Genomic DNA, 11,410 nt, shown 5'->3' on the forward strand with positions numbered 1-11,410 from the left:
AGCTCAGACTCCCCAGAACGTGACGATCCCACCGACGGTTACGACCGAAAGCAACAGCTGCAAGGGGCCACCGACGCGGATGTAATCAGAAAATCGGTAGCCACCGGGACCGTAGACGAACAGATTTGTCTGATACCCCACTGGCGTCATAAACGCCGTTGAGGCGGCAAACGTGACTGCGAGCACGAACGCAAACGCGCTGGCACCGATCGATTCGGCGGCGTTGACGGCAACGGGAAGCAACAACACGACGCTCGCGTTGTTGGAGATGACACTCGTCAACAGCCCAGTCACGAGATAGAACAACCAGAGGACCACCACCGTTGGCAACATGGGCGCAATCGCGCCGACAGCGTTCCCGAGCAGGGCAGCACCGCCGGTTTGCTGGAGGGCCATCCCAAGTGGGATCACGCCTGCCAGCAGAATAATGACGTTCCACTCGACGGCGTCGTACAGCTCTTCGGCGTGGAGCACTCCAGTAAGTATCATCGCGACGACGCCGGCCAGCGAAGAAACGAGTATTGGTGCAATATTCAGGGCCGGCACGATGACAACGCCGGCGATGATCGCCGTCGCGATCGGAATTTTTTCCGTTCGATACGAGGGCTCCTCGAGTTCGTGCGCGACGATGATCTCTGGGTTTTGCGCCAGTCGTTCGAGGCTCTGTGGGGCCGTCTGTACGAGCAGAGTGTCGCCGACCCGGAGTGTGATCGACTCAAAGCGCTCCTGGATCAACTCACCACGGGACCGAAACGCCAGCACCGTGGCGTCGTATCGGTCACGAAAGCCCGAATCCGAAAGCGTAGCGCCAACCAGAAACGAACCGGACGGTACGACGAGTTCGACGAGCTGGGGTTCTTCGGTGGCTGTCTCGCGGACCTGCGCCGAATCTGGCCGACCGATGAATCTGAGTCCGATCGAATCGATGAGTGATTTGAGTGTCGCCCGGTCGGTATGGAGTCTGAGAACATCGTCTGGTTGGAGCTCTTTGTTCTCCAGGGTCCCGTCAAACACGCGATCACCCCTGAGCAACTGGAGCACGTCGACCGACCCATTGCGATCTGCAAACACCGACTGGATGGTGCGTCCCACGTGTGGAGTGTCCGACTCCACGACAACGTCTGCCAGATACTGCTGTACTGCATACTCTTCGATCAGATCTTCTCTCGGTGGCACTCGCTCGGGGAGCAGCCTTGGGGCGACGAACAACAGATAGCCAGCCCCAACGAGAAATACTAGCACACCGAGGTGCGTGAACTCGAACATCGAAAATGCGTGCAGTTCAAGCTCGGGATGACGTTCGCCGAGCGTTGCGGCCACATCACTCGCGAGAATGTTCGTCGAGGTGCCAATCAATGTGAGAGTGCCACCGAGCATCGACGCGAACGAGAGCGGTATCAACAGCTTCGATGGCGACGTTTTCCCGTTGTGAGCGAGATCGGCAATCACTGGAACCAGCACTGCCACGACCGGGGTGTTGTTGACGAATCCGGAGATCGGTCCCGCAACCCCAATGGTGGCGAGCAGCTGGCGGCGGTCGTCCGACCCCGCAAACGCCGATAGTTTCTGGCCGAGGACCTGGACGATTCCAGTTCGGCGAATGCCCCCACTCAGCATCAACATCGCCAGCACGGTGATCGTAGCCGGACTGGAAAATCCGGAGATTCCCTCCCGTGGTGTGATCTGTGTCCATGGCTCGAGTGCCATCACCGCAACCATGATTCCGATCGCAGTCACGTCAATCGGGAGCCACTCGGTCGCGAACAACACGAGCGCACAGAGGACGATGACACCAACCACCAGCATTCCAGTGGTGACATCCGAACCAACCCAGCCCACGGAGAGCGACATATCTACGAGATTGGACATGACAAGACAATGTATGCGTGGCAGAAAAACGCTGCTACGTGAACTTCCCCGGCCTACGTGCTTCGTGCGTTGAGGACGGGGACTTAGCGCCTAAAAACAGTTAAATCGTCGCGATGTCGTGGACGAGCCTGCCGATCCCGTCGATCTCGAGTGTGAGAGTGTCACCCCCCTCGATCGAATCGACCGCATCGCCCGTGCCAGCTGCGACGATATCGCCGGGCTGGAGCGATAGATGACGGGTAATCTCCTCGATGAGCACACCAATCGAGAATTCAAGCTGGTCGGCTGCGGTAGTTAGTACCGACTTGCCGTTGACCGAAAGCGAGATCGATGCGTCGGATCGAACGTTTTCGGGTCTGGACACCACTGGGCCGATCGGTGCTGCACCGTCGAATGCTTTTGCACGAATCAACTCCCGTTCGCGTCCTCGTTCGGCGTGGTTCGTGAGATCGTTCAGGCAGGTGTAGCCCGCGATTACGTCCTCGACGGCCTCTGCATGAACATTGGTGCAATGCTCAGAGATGACTGCCCCAACTGCTGGCTCGCTGGTGATCCGCTCTGCTCCGTGCGGGAGTTCGATCGTCTCGCGGTGGGAAGCCACTGCAGACGGGGGCTTGAGAAAAAACTCCGGTCGGGAGGGGGCCGATCGGTCTACCATCTCGTCTGACTCCTTTGTCAGTGCACAGACTATTTTGCTCGGATCACAGGGCGCAAGGACAGTCACATCGTCGGGGGGAAGGGTTTCGGTGCCAATGGTAACGCGTCCTCCGTAATGCGATCTGACAGCAATTTCGTCGTCGGAATGCCCACTCCACTCCCCCCGACGAACGTTGCCAGCAGGATCACGAAATCGAACGGTACGCATACACAGTGGTTGTTCCCGATCAGAATAAAGCTGCCCGATGGCAGTGGCTCTGTCTCCGGAACCGGACGGTTTAATGTGAATGAGACCCGTTTGCTTCCGATATGGAACTCACCTGGCACGGCCACTCCACATGGCAGGTTACTGTTGATTCGACCACACTGCTCATCGACCCGTTTTTTGATAACCCACACACGTCGCTTTCGGCGTCCGACGTACCGACGCCCGACTATCTCGTCTGTACGCACGGCCATGCCGACCATATCGCGGATGTGGACTCGTTCACTGACACAACGGTCGTCGCAACGCCCGAACTTTGTGCGTATCTTGAGGCCGAACACGGCGTCACAGAATCAATCGGCATGAATCTCGGCGGGACTGTCGAGTGTGGGGATGCGACGGTGACGATGGTTCGTGCAGATCACACTAACGGCGCGATGACGACCTACGAGTACGATCTTGGACTTCCGGTTGGTGTGCTCATCAGCGACGGTGAGCCGGCTTCGGCCACCGATTCGACGACGTTCTACCATGCCGGCGACACATCGCTGCACACCGAGATGGACGCAGTTATCGGTGACCATCTCGCGCCGGACGTTGCTGCACTCCCGGTCGGTGATCACTTCACGATGGGACCCCGACAGGCGGCGATCGCTACAGAGTGGCTCGACGTTGGAACCGTCGTTCCAATGCATTACGACACGTTTCCACCGATCGAAATCGACGTTTCCGACTTCGAATCTGCAGTTGCCGAACGAACGCCACAAACGGACGTGATCGTTCTCGACGGCGACGAGTCGATCACTGTTTGATCACTCGCGCACGAAATCGCAGTAGCTACCTTTTTCTATCCAGGCAAAAATCCTCAGACGTATGAGTACGATCGAAGCGACCACGACTTCAGAGTCCGGCTACACATCGGTAAGCCGTGTTGGCGAGTACGAACTGACGATCGATGCGACAAATTCCGACGGACCGAATCCGAACGAAGTGCTCGTTGTCGATTACGCCTCCTGTTTCGTGCCGGCGCTTCGTGTCGGTGCACAGAAGGCCGGGCACGATGATCTGGGACGCGTCGAGGTGGATATCTCTGCCGAACTCGACGACGATGACGATCTTACGTCGGTTGCGTTCGACATTGCCATCGAGGCAGACCTCTCAGAGTCGGAAATCGCAAACATCGTCGAGCGCGCAGAAGACATCTGTCACGTCCACGATGCGCTGCGCGACGAACTGCACGCGGAGATCGATGTGACGCCAGACGCGTTCTGAGCCGACAGAACGCTGAAATCAATGCCACCATAATGGTGGTGTATGACACAGAACTGGACCGATCGGATTGTGGGTGCCAGAATGGCGGTCGATGCCGAATTCGAAGCACAGATTGAGGAGTCCGATTTTTCCCGCCAGCAGTGGGGGCTAGTGATGAGCGCGACCGAATTCGAAATCGAACAGCCTGGCACTCCCGAGTCGGCAACGCTCATAGCCGACACGGAGAAACTCCCCGCAGTGCTCGGCGAACTGGAGTCGATCGATTCCCACGGATCGATGGGTACTAGTTCGCCCTCGAGTGGCGGCATTCTTGAGACGATCACCAGCGCACTCCGCGGCGGTGATGACACCGAGTCATCGTATCGCGAATCTGCTGAACGGCTGACCGACGCGTACGCCACTGCGCTACAGCGCCACCTCGTTGCGGAAGGTCGCTGGACGGAGGTCTGTGCACTCGCAGGGGCGTCTGACGACTGACAAAACGCGTCGTTTTTCAGCACCCACGGAGTAGTCCGTTTATGACTAAGGTGAGTATCGGACTCCGCGGGTGGCGATTCGACGAGTCCGAGCTGTTCGATGAGAACGGCGAATTCAGGCCACTCACGGAGATGTCGCCGGACACACGCGATCGGATCGCACGGCTGATGGTCGTGGTCAACGATCCGTGTGATTGTTGCTGGCTAATACACGGCGAAACGGACAAACAACGGTGTCGATCCGCTCGTGTGGTGTACGGCGAACCGTTACACGAGGTTGTGTTGTGTAACCAACACGAATCCGATTTTCTCTACTGGTTCCGCGAGGAAGACGGCAATCTTCTGACGGGCGAGCGGACGTTCGACAGCGCTTTCCACCAGTGGTTCGCGGATGGTGGCAGAGCTCCCGACAGCTACGATGGTCTCGAACACGTCGATACGGACCCGGATGACGTTCCCACGCCGACGCCAGCCGAGGAACTCCCCTCGATGGACGAGAAGCTCGCCGAGCTGGATGATGAGACGCTCGCAGATCTCGACGTGAATCTTGACGATCTCGACATATGAGCGACGTGGGAATCTCCATTGCCGTTGTCGATGCGAAAACGCCTGGCAACATCGGGACGATCGCCCGCGCGATGAAAAACTTCGGACTCTCTGAGCTCTATCTCGTCGATCCCCCCGAACTCGACCCCGACGGCGATGCCTACGGTTTTGCCGGACAGGCCAGAACCGACCTGCTCCCGAACGCAAAGACGGTTTCGTTCGACTATCTCGTCGAGAATTTCCATACCGTCGGAACGACGGCGACGACGAACAGCGACCATCGCCGCCACGTCAGATATCCGTTCAAAACGCCAGACGAACTTCGTGACTCGCTCGCGTCGGTCGACACCGAAACTGTCGTTATCTTCGGTCGCGAGCGAGTTGGCCTGCATAACGAGGAGTTAGAACGACTCGATGAGATCTGTTCGATTCCGGCGAGTGACTCCTATCCCGTCTTGAATCTCGGGCAGGCAGCGACGGTCATCTGCTATGCACTGAGTCCGCTCAGCATCGAATCGACACAACAGCCCGACCGGATCGTTCGGGCACCAGAACAGGACATTGAAGGGCTTCATGCGGAGTTCGATCGACTGCTCGGCCAGCTCGGTGAGAGCGACGACCGAGACAGACTCATGCGGCTCTGGCGTCGACTGCTTGGCCGTGCGCATCCGACGACGCGCGAAGTGAGTTCACTCCGTGGCGTCCTCAGACGCAGTGCTGATCGGTTGAAACCACCGTCTCGCGAGTAGAATGAGCCGAAGACGAACCGTCCTCGGACTCTGGCACGCAGTATGAGTACGTCATCCAGTGAGTTCGACCAGTAAGACAGTGAAATCCTCCTGGCTGGCACCACATGATTTGTCGGCCGTGGATCCGCGCGTCACCACGCCGACGCCGTCGGACTCCTTGGGATGACGATTACACCAGCGGAGTGGATCCCACTGTCGAGTTGCGCTTGCAATCTACGCACACCCAGTAGATACACATTTGCGAATTATACATAAATCTATCTTCTTTCGAGGGGAGCCCCCCGTCCTTCAGGCCGTCACCGAAATGGTTGCGTTTCGGTTGGTCCATCAGACTTCAGTCTGATGAACGTCGCCAGAACCGTCAGTTCTGACCAACCACTGTCGATAGCAGGCCGGATATTCTATAGCTATCGCTATTATTAAGTAAGTTTGACTACATAGGCTATCCATGGCGATTAAGGTCGCTCGCACCTTCGTTGGCTCCATCCAGAACCACCGGCAGGTCTGTGGTGGCTTTGACTTGCTCGGAAAATCCACCTCAACATCACCAGAACTGCTAGCGGTTCTGGGTAGCAGTCAGAACTCTCGGAGTTCTGACGACACAGCCATCGGTACACTTGTTTGACCGCGAAAGCGGAATGTTTCACACAAGAGAACAGGTTGTGTCGTAGACCGGCAAATATCCCCCCTGCGGGACGGAAACCCCCGTCGTCGTCGGACGCACATCTCGTCCGCTCGTGGTGTCTGGACCGCTCACTTGTTGTGCACAGCAGTGCTGTCGTACAAAACTGTTAACTCGATGGATCCGGTAGCACCTCCCATGAGTTCGACGGCCGATACGACGACGATCGACGTGACCGAGCGGGCCGCACAGCAGGCACTCGATCTGTTGAACGGAGAAGGCCTCGACACAACCGTCGCTGGCCTTCGCCTGTTCGTACAACAAGGTGGCTGTGCGGGGTTGTCGTACGGCATGCGATTCGACAATGAACCCGAATCGGACGACACCGTATTCACCCACCACGACCTCCGCGTGTTCGTCGATCCTGCGAGCATGGAGTATATCGAAGGGAGCGTCCTCGATTTCGAGGATGGACTCCAGGGCGCAGGCTTTCACGTGGAGAATCCGAACGTCGTCAGCGAGTGTGGCTGTGGCGAATCATTCCGAACCTAGTCCTCGAGTTCGAACGCAACGGTGAGTTCGGCCTGATACTCACGCGGATCGGCGGTAGCAACCTCGACGCCCAGTTCTTCAACTTCCACCCAGAGGACGTTGTCGAGCGTGTGCTCGGCTCGATTGATCGCAGCAGCCACTGCGTCGTCGAATCCGTCCGTACTCGTCCCGATGAGCGTGATTTTCTTGTATACCATGGTTACTGTTACCCGTTTTCAAATATTTCCGGAATGATTTGTTCGGCAGTGAACAAAGAGAAGCTTCTGACCCATTGGACGCAGATTTGATACAGATCGAGCACACCAACTCCAGTATGGTGACCATCACTCCACCAGAGAATCGCCGGTGTGAACGCTGCGGACGTGAAGACTGTTGGGACAACGGGAACGATAACTGGACCGTTGCTGGCGAGCATGGCAATCCGTTTTGTATCCACGAGTGGAACATCAACGGCACGTACAGCCCGTTTGAAGCGTAGTATGCCGACAGCGTACATCACATGTCCAGAATCGATCGCCGAGGAGTTGGCATACGAACTCGTTGATGAGGGACACTGTGCCTGTGTCAACCTGCTCGATTGCCGGTCTGTCTATCGGTGGGACGACAGCGTCCAGACGGATGAGGAGGTGATCCTACTGGCAAAAACCACTGACGAGAACTATCAGCCGCTCGTTGAAGCGGTCTGTGAGCGCCATCCGTACGACATTCCGTGTATCGAGCGGTTTGAGGATGCGCCGATCGAGCCGTTCGCTGCGTGGCGTAAGGAGGCAACCAACTGACCGGAAACGGTCGGATTTGTTATCGGTTGCTGACCACGACAGTTATTACTGTGCCCGCCGGACTCTATTCCATGTCGAAACGGCTCTGTGACAATACTCGACCGGGAGGGGTGTTCGTATGGACGATCCGTGTCGGGAGCTAATCGGGCAGTTCGTCGGCAGCGATGTGGATCCGTGCGCTGCGACCTGTAGTTTTCACGATCGGCCATGCACGCTCTCAGCGGGCGATACCCTCCAGCTTGAGGTCGAGCGCGTCGATGCCGAGTGGATTCCATTATTTCACCGGTGTGCGGCCCACGCGGTGTCAGCGTTTCCCGACGAGCACACTGTCTACGGGGTCAATCAGGCGCTCATTGAAACGACGCTCCAGCCAACGGGAGCGTTTTTACCACAGTCACGAGAGTACGCCCCCGAAGCACTGACGATCGCCGACATCTCTATCGTCGACGTTTCGACGGAAACCGAAGGCCGCAAACCGACGGATCATCCCTGACAGACGCTGGCGAACACGTTCTGGTGGAGTGCTTCTGCGACGTGGTCCATTAGCCGCTTGAGATTCACCGTATCGTCGCGGTTGTACGAAACGAGCGTCGTGAGTGCGTCGTCGTCACCCCGCTCGTACTCGCGCCACAGTCGAACTGCGTCCTTACCCGTAATATCTGGCTCTCCGCGATCGATGCCGAGCTCGCGCTCGATCGGTTTTAGTCCTCCAGAGAGACCGAGCTGTTTGCATGGATACATGAGATCGACGTGGGGTCGGTCGATTTCCATATCAAGTGCGGACTCGAGAAAGGGCACATCGAAGCGTTTGCCGTTGAACGTCACGAGCAACGGCGCGCTGTTGATCGTGTCCTCGATTGCTTCCCGGGTGAGTACCTCGCCCACGACAGGATCGTCATCGTTGACGAACGTGCGAGTCGATTCACCCTGGTGGATCGATACGGTGGTCACTGCATCAGAGTGCTGGCTCAGTCCAGTGGTCTCGATGTCGAAAAAGCAGGCGTCAGCGTCGAAATTCTCGTACAGTCGCCACTGGTGTTGGCCGGGAACCGTGTTGGCAAAAAAGCGTGCGTTGCCGTCCGACAGGGCCGCCGAGGCGTCGTCGATGAACGATTGGATTCGCTCGCTCGTGGTTTCACCCACCACGCCAGGCTTGAACTCCTCCCAGTGGGTGATCCCCCGTCGCCACAGTTTCCGCTCGGTCGCCTCGCCGACGCCCCGAACGGGGATGAAGCTGTTTTCAATGCGCATATATCGTCTCCACGCTCGATTGCCCTAAACGCTCCGCAGCGACGCCAGAATAATTAGCCATCCAATATGTCGGCCGTCCACTCGCTTGCCAGCAGACCATAGCCATAGATGTCGTGGAACTCGCCGTCCCAGAAGTGTGCTTCCCGTTTCGTTCCTTCGTGGGTGAATCCGAGCCGTTCAAGGAGCTGTTGGGAGGGGTCGTTCGTTTCGAACACGTCAGCGTGCAGCCGGTGGAGTCGTCGTGTCGAAAAGCAGTATTCGACGAGCAGGGCGACGGCTTCGGTGGCCAGGCCGTCACCGCGGGCGGCTTCGTCGAGCCAGTAGGCAAGCGTTCCTTCCGTGTTCGTCATATTGAAACAGACGACCGCCCCGATTGGTGTTTCATCATAGACGACGACGAGATTGACGCTGTCGTCGCTGTCCGTCGATTGCTCGTAGAACTCCTCGATTCGGGTGTCGTTCCACGGTTGTCGATAGCCAAACGAACGGCGAAATGCGGGATCGTTGCGGGGGTGTTTGAGCAACTCGTGGTGGTCGGATTCCAGCGGTTGTAATTCCACGCGCGGTCCGCGAAGAAACGTCGACATGCCCGCAGTACGTCTGTTATTGGTTAAATATCTTTTACTGTGCGAGCTCTGCGATCGGTGCGACGCGAATCAGGCGAGCAATTTCTTCGGGGAGTGATTGTGTCCCACGAGGTCCATCGACCGTGATCATCCCAAAGGGCGCGATCTCCACGATGGTCACCTCCTCTCCCGGCGTGACGCCTGCTTCGGCGAGATACTGCAGTTCCTCGCCGGTGCGGTGTCGAACGCGGGTGATTTTCACCTGGTCGTCAACCGAACAGTCGGACAGCTGCACCCCCTCGTTTTCGTCCGGGGGCGTGAGATCTGCGCCGGGAATCGGATCGCCGTGGGGATCGACCCGTGGATCGCCGAGTACATCCGCAATTCGCTGTTCGAACCGCTCGCTGATGTAATGCTCTAGCCGATCGGCCTCTTCGTGAACGTCCGTCCAGTCGTAATCGAGCTCGCTCGCCAGAAACGCCTCGATCAGTCGATGGTGGCGCAACACCTCGATGGCGAGCGTTTCACCCTCTGGAGTGAGCGTGACGCCGTTGTATTTCTCACGATCGAGAAGCCCGCGGCCTTCGAGCTTTTCGAGCATGCTCGTAACTGTCGGTGACGTGACATCCATCCGGTCTGCGATCGCCGACGTTCCAACGCGATCACCAGTCTCTCGCTGAAGCACGTAGATGGTTTTCAGATAATCCTCCATCACGTCACTGAGCATAGTCATACCAGGAGACGCCTGAATAAAAACAGTTCTATCCGCCGTATCCGTTCAGTGGTTGATCGTCCGCTCGGTCTCTGGTGGCGGTTGTGTGGGTTCGGTGTTGCCGAACTCGATGTCGTCGGTGTAACGGTCGAGAATGAATACTAGCCCAGCACCGACGAGTCCGGAGATGGCAGTCAACGCGAGCAACGCTGGAGAGAGATCGCCGACGTTCGCCGCAATGTCTTGTGCTGGAGCCCTGAGCGAGCCGACCATCAGGCTCACCAGGAATGTGAGCGTTCCGACGTGGTAGTTCTCAAGGAGATACGTTAGCAGATGGGCGATCGTCAGCACACCCACGACGCCACCGCCGACGAAGACGACGACGGGAGTGCCGGTGGCGATGAGAGCACTGGCGTCGCCGGTGGATGGATATGCCACGAGCGCGTCGATGAACTTTCCAGGAACCGCAGTCATGGATTCGTACTGGCCAAACAGATAAAGGACGAACGCCCCTGAGACGCCAGGAAGCACCATCGCACTGAGCGCAAGCGCACCAACTCCGAACAGCATTGGCATCGGTGCCATTTCTGCGCCGTTTTTCGTCGCTCCTGCTACGACGACCGCCAGTGAAACCCCGAGCACTGCTGCGCCAAGCCGTGCCGGCGTGTCGATCGAGACGTACTGATAGAGGACGATCGCGGCGGCGATGATCAGTCCGAAGAAAAAGGCGGCCGTCGCAGTCGGATAGTTAGTGATGGCAGCTTGCATCAGTTCGGCAACCCCAACGACTGCCGTCACCATTCCTAGTCCGAGTGCGATCAGAAACGGTACGTCCATATCGAGGAGTGCGGTTTTGAGCTCAGCCCGGCCAGAATGAGTGTGGATTCGCGCCAGGTGAGACAACACACGGGGATCGAGACTCGAAATTGCACCAATCAGCCGGTCGTAAATCCCGGTGATGAGCGCGATCGTTCCGCCGGAGACGCCGGGAACCGAATCGGCCATTCCCATACACAGCCCCTTGCAGTAGACGACGAACAGCGATCGAAGGTCACCGCTCGCCATCGGTGCCTCCACAAAATGTAACACGCAATCGGTCGACCGAGTCTGCAACGCTCATGTTACTATTGTTCACAGCCGATCGATAGTTGGTC

At 57.7% G+C, this 11,410-nt stretch carries 17 protein-coding genes; 10 read left to right on the forward strand and 7 right to left on the reverse strand.

Annotated elements, in window-relative coordinates; translation table 11 throughout:
• Positions 1–3 precede the first annotated feature (3 nt).
• Both JXQ78_RS01865 and JXQ78_RS01870 read right to left on the reverse strand, forming a co-directional pair.
• Positions 4–1,806 (reverse strand): SLC13 family permease, encoded by a 1,803-nt coding sequence (locus tag JXQ78_RS01865; protein ID WP_330632841.1) that lies wholly within the window; start codon positions 1,804–1,806, stop codon positions 4–6.
• 163 nt (positions 1,807–1,969) lie between these two features.
• Positions 1,970–2,734, reverse strand: coding sequence for a fumarylacetoacetate hydrolase family protein (locus JXQ78_RS01870; protein WP_330631779.1), 765 nt, complete (start codon positions 2,732–2,734; stop codon positions 1,970–1,972).
• A 101-nt stretch (positions 2,735–2,835) separates the two neighbouring features.
• Here JXQ78_RS01870 and JXQ78_RS01875 point away from each other — a divergent pair, with 101 nt between their 5' ends.
• From JXQ78_RS01875 to JXQ78_RS01905, 7 genes are all read left to right on the forward strand, one after another.
• Positions 2,836–3,543: a metal-dependent hydrolase gene (locus JXQ78_RS01875; RefSeq protein WP_330631780.1), complete on the forward strand. Its 708-nt coding sequence runs from the start codon at positions 2,836–2,838 to the stop codon at positions 3,541–3,543.
• Positions 3,544–3,604: 61 nt separating this feature from the next.
• Positions 3,605–4,003, forward strand: a complete 399-nt coding sequence (locus tag JXQ78_RS01880; RefSeq protein ID WP_330631781.1) for an OsmC family protein — start codon at positions 3,605–3,607, stop codon at positions 4,001–4,003.
• A gap of 42 nt (positions 4,004–4,045) precedes the next feature.
• Complete coding sequence (locus JXQ78_RS01885) at positions 4,046–4,480, forward strand: DUF5799 family protein (protein ID WP_330631782.1); 435 nt, start codon at positions 4,046–4,048, stop codon at positions 4,478–4,480.
• Positions 4,481–4,521: 41 nt separating this feature from the next.
• Positions 4,522–5,046 carry a hypothetical protein gene (locus tag JXQ78_RS01890; RefSeq protein WP_330631783.1) on the forward strand — a complete coding sequence of 175 codons (525 nt, stop codon included), beginning with the start codon at positions 4,522–4,524 and terminating at the stop codon, positions 5,044–5,046.
• Positions 5,043–5,774, forward strand: coding sequence for an RNA methyltransferase (locus JXQ78_RS01895; RefSeq protein WP_330631784.1), 732 nt, complete (start codon positions 5,043–5,045; stop codon positions 5,772–5,774). The genes JXQ78_RS01890 and JXQ78_RS01895 overlap by 4 nt, the downstream gene beginning before the upstream one ends.
• 448 nt (positions 5,775–6,222) lie before the next feature.
• Positions 6,223–6,399: a hypothetical protein gene (locus JXQ78_RS01900; protein WP_330631785.1), complete on the forward strand. Its 177-nt coding sequence runs from the start codon at positions 6,223–6,225 to the stop codon at positions 6,397–6,399.
• Positions 6,400–6,594: 195 nt separating this feature from the next.
• Complete coding sequence (locus tag JXQ78_RS01905; protein WP_330631786.1) at positions 6,595–6,948, forward strand: HesB/IscA family protein; 354 nt, start codon at positions 6,595–6,597, stop codon at positions 6,946–6,948.
• Here JXQ78_RS01905 and JXQ78_RS01910 read toward each other — a convergent pair.
• On the reverse strand, positions 6,945–7,145 hold the full coding sequence (locus tag JXQ78_RS01910; RefSeq protein ID WP_330631787.1) for a dodecin: 201 nt from the start codon (positions 7,143–7,145) through the stop codon (positions 6,945–6,947). The two genes, JXQ78_RS01905 and JXQ78_RS01910, sit on opposite strands and share 4 nt — an antisense overlap.
• A 116-nt stretch (positions 7,146–7,261) precedes the next feature.
• Here JXQ78_RS01910 and JXQ78_RS01915 point away from each other — a divergent pair, with 116 nt between their 5' ends.
• The 3 genes from JXQ78_RS01915 to JXQ78_RS01925 all read left to right on the forward strand — a co-directional run bounded on the left by JXQ78_RS01915 (position 7,262) and on the right by JXQ78_RS01925 (position 8,220).
• On the forward strand, positions 7,262–7,426 hold the full coding sequence (locus JXQ78_RS01915) for an HEWD family protein (RefSeq protein WP_330631788.1): 165 nt from the start codon (positions 7,262–7,264) through the stop codon (positions 7,424–7,426).
• 1 nt (position 7,427) lies between these two features.
• Positions 7,428–7,727, forward strand: a complete 300-nt coding sequence (cutA, locus tag JXQ78_RS01920) for a divalent-cation tolerance protein CutA (protein ID WP_330631789.1) — start codon at positions 7,428–7,430, stop codon at positions 7,725–7,727.
• 118 nt (positions 7,728–7,845) lie between these two features.
• A complete protein-coding gene (locus JXQ78_RS01925) occupies positions 7,846–8,220 on the forward strand; it encodes a hypothetical protein (protein ID WP_330631790.1) in 375 nt (124 codons plus the stop codon).
• On the opposite strand, the gene JXQ78_RS01930 is transcribed toward JXQ78_RS01925, so the two are convergent.
• From JXQ78_RS01930 to JXQ78_RS01945, 4 genes are read right to left on the reverse strand one after another with little or no spacing between them, the layout of a single operon-like run.
• Positions 8,211–8,978 (reverse strand): ribonuclease H-like domain-containing protein, encoded by a 768-nt coding sequence (locus JXQ78_RS01930; protein ID WP_330631791.1) that lies wholly within the window; start codon positions 8,976–8,978, stop codon positions 8,211–8,213. The two genes, JXQ78_RS01925 and JXQ78_RS01930, sit on opposite strands and share 10 nt — an antisense overlap.
• Positions 8,979–9,031: 53 nt before the next feature.
• A complete protein-coding gene (locus JXQ78_RS01935; protein WP_330631792.1) occupies positions 9,032–9,565 on the reverse strand; it encodes a GNAT family N-acetyltransferase in 534 nt (177 codons plus the stop codon).
• Positions 9,566–9,599: 34 nt separating this feature from the next.
• Positions 9,600–10,271 carry a metal-dependent transcriptional regulator gene (locus JXQ78_RS01940; RefSeq protein WP_330632842.1) on the reverse strand — a complete coding sequence of 224 codons (672 nt, stop codon included), beginning with the start codon at positions 10,269–10,271 and terminating at the stop codon, positions 9,600–9,602.
• 51 nt (positions 10,272–10,322) lie between these two features.
• Positions 10,323–11,321 (reverse strand): DUF368 domain-containing protein, encoded by a 999-nt coding sequence (locus tag JXQ78_RS01945; RefSeq protein ID WP_330631793.1) that lies wholly within the window; start codon positions 11,319–11,321, stop codon positions 10,323–10,325.
• Positions 11,322–11,410: the final 89 nt, after the last annotated feature.

It is taken from the genome of Halocatena halophila (genome assembly GCA_027563145.1).
Lineage (GTDB): Archaea > Halobacteriota > Halobacteria > Halobacteriales > Haloarculaceae > Halocatena > Halocatena halophila.

Excerpts from the sequence above, each read along its gene's own strand:
- JXQ78_RS01905 (WP_330631786.1), top strand. The coding sequence starts at position 6,595 with ATGAGTTCGACGGCCGATACGACGACGATCGACGTGACCGAGCGGGCC.
- JXQ78_RS01915 (WP_330631788.1), top strand. The coding sequence starts at position 7,262 with ATGGTGACCATCACTCCACCAGAGAATCGCCGGTGTGAACGCTGCGGA.
- JXQ78_RS01900 (WP_330631785.1), top strand. The coding sequence starts at position 6,223 with ATGGCGATTAAGGTCGCTCGCACCTTCGTTGGCTCCATCCAGAACCAC.
- JXQ78_RS01870 (WP_330631779.1), bottom strand. The coding sequence starts at position 2,734 with ATGCGTACCGTTCGATTTCGTGATCCTGCTGGCAACGTTCGTCGGGGG.
- JXQ78_RS01890 (WP_330631783.1), top strand. The coding sequence starts at position 4,522 with ATGACTAAGGTGAGTATCGGACTCCGCGGGTGGCGATTCGACGAGTCC.
- JXQ78_RS01895 (WP_330631784.1), top strand. The coding sequence starts at position 5,043 with ATGAGCGACGTGGGAATCTCCATTGCCGTTGTCGATGCGAAAACGCCT.
- JXQ78_RS01910 (WP_330631787.1), bottom strand. The coding sequence starts at position 7,145 with ATGGTATACAAGAAAATCACGCTCATCGGGACGAGTACGGACGGATTC.
- JXQ78_RS01875 (WP_330631780.1), top strand. The coding sequence starts at position 2,836 with ATGGAACTCACCTGGCACGGCCACTCCACATGGCAGGTTACTGTTGAT.
- JXQ78_RS01925 (WP_330631790.1), top strand. The coding sequence starts at position 7,846 with ATGGACGATCCGTGTCGGGAGCTAATCGGGCAGTTCGTCGGCAGCGAT.
- JXQ78_RS01930 (WP_330631791.1), bottom strand. The coding sequence starts at position 8,978 with ATGCGCATTGAAAACAGCTTCATCCCCGTTCGGGGCGTCGGCGAGGCG.
- JXQ78_RS01865 (WP_330632841.1), bottom strand. The coding sequence starts at position 1,806 with ATGCTGGTGGTTGGTGTCATCGTCCTCTGTGCGCTCGTGTTGTTCGCG.
- JXQ78_RS01945 (WP_330631793.1), bottom strand. The coding sequence starts at position 11,321 with ATGGCGAGCGGTGACCTTCGATCGCTGTTCGTCGTCTACTGCAAGGGG.
- JXQ78_RS01940 (WP_330632842.1), bottom strand. The coding sequence starts at position 10,271 with ATGCTCAGTGACGTGATGGAGGATTATCTGAAAACCATCTACGTGCTT.
- cutA (WP_330631789.1), top strand. The coding sequence starts at position 7,428 with ATGCCGACAGCGTACATCACATGTCCAGAATCGATCGCCGAGGAGTTG.
- JXQ78_RS01885 (WP_330631782.1), top strand. The coding sequence starts at position 4,046 with ATGACACAGAACTGGACCGATCGGATTGTGGGTGCCAGAATGGCGGTC.
- JXQ78_RS01935 (WP_330631792.1), bottom strand. The coding sequence starts at position 9,565 with ATGTCGACGTTTCTTCGCGGACCGCGCGTGGAATTACAACCGCTGGAA.
- JXQ78_RS01880 (WP_330631781.1), top strand. The coding sequence starts at position 3,605 with ATGAGTACGATCGAAGCGACCACGACTTCAGAGTCCGGCTACACATCG.